The organism is Pseudoalteromonas sp. S2893 (genome assembly GCF_005887105.1).
GTDB lineage: Bacteria > Pseudomonadota > Gammaproteobacteria > Enterobacterales > Alteromonadaceae > Pseudoalteromonas > Pseudoalteromonas atlantica.
This window is the reverse complement of the sequence record NZ_PNCY01000141.1, coordinates 1-343: the sequence shown is the minus strand read 5'-3', so window position 1 is coordinate 343 and position 343 is coordinate 1. Positions and strand designations below refer to the sequence as shown.

Genomic DNA, 343 nt, shown 5'->3' with positions numbered 1-343 from the left:
ACTCAGTGGGCGAGGTCAGTCCTGTTGACTGCAAGGCTGGGGCGTCAGCCCGGAGGCGGCCCTGATGATAGCCACAGCGTCATCGCTTGCCCCCATAGTGCCTACTACTATTTCGTCGCTTCGCTCGCCCCATGCTAAGGGCAATATCGTCCTTTCTTTTTTTAACTCCTGGTTCCCGTTTATTTTTGTTATGGCCGTTATATGTAGCTTCTTAGCTCATTCTATACGAGGTAATTCGTTGGTACTTATTTTTGAATGTATTGTAATTTTTGTAATTTTTAACATGTTATTTAGAGCAGTCGCGCCTTACCTTGTTAGTAAATTACCATGTAAATTTGGCCAA

Annotated in this window: 1 protein-coding gene; it reads left to right on the top strand. The window is 44.3% G+C overall.

Translation table 11 applies throughout. The features are described 5' to 3' along the window. Positions 1-64 precede the first annotated feature (64 nt). The coding region (locus CWC04_RS19780; protein ID WP_249326227.1) for a TSUP family transporter at positions 65-343 on the top strand (279 nt) is incomplete at its 3' end.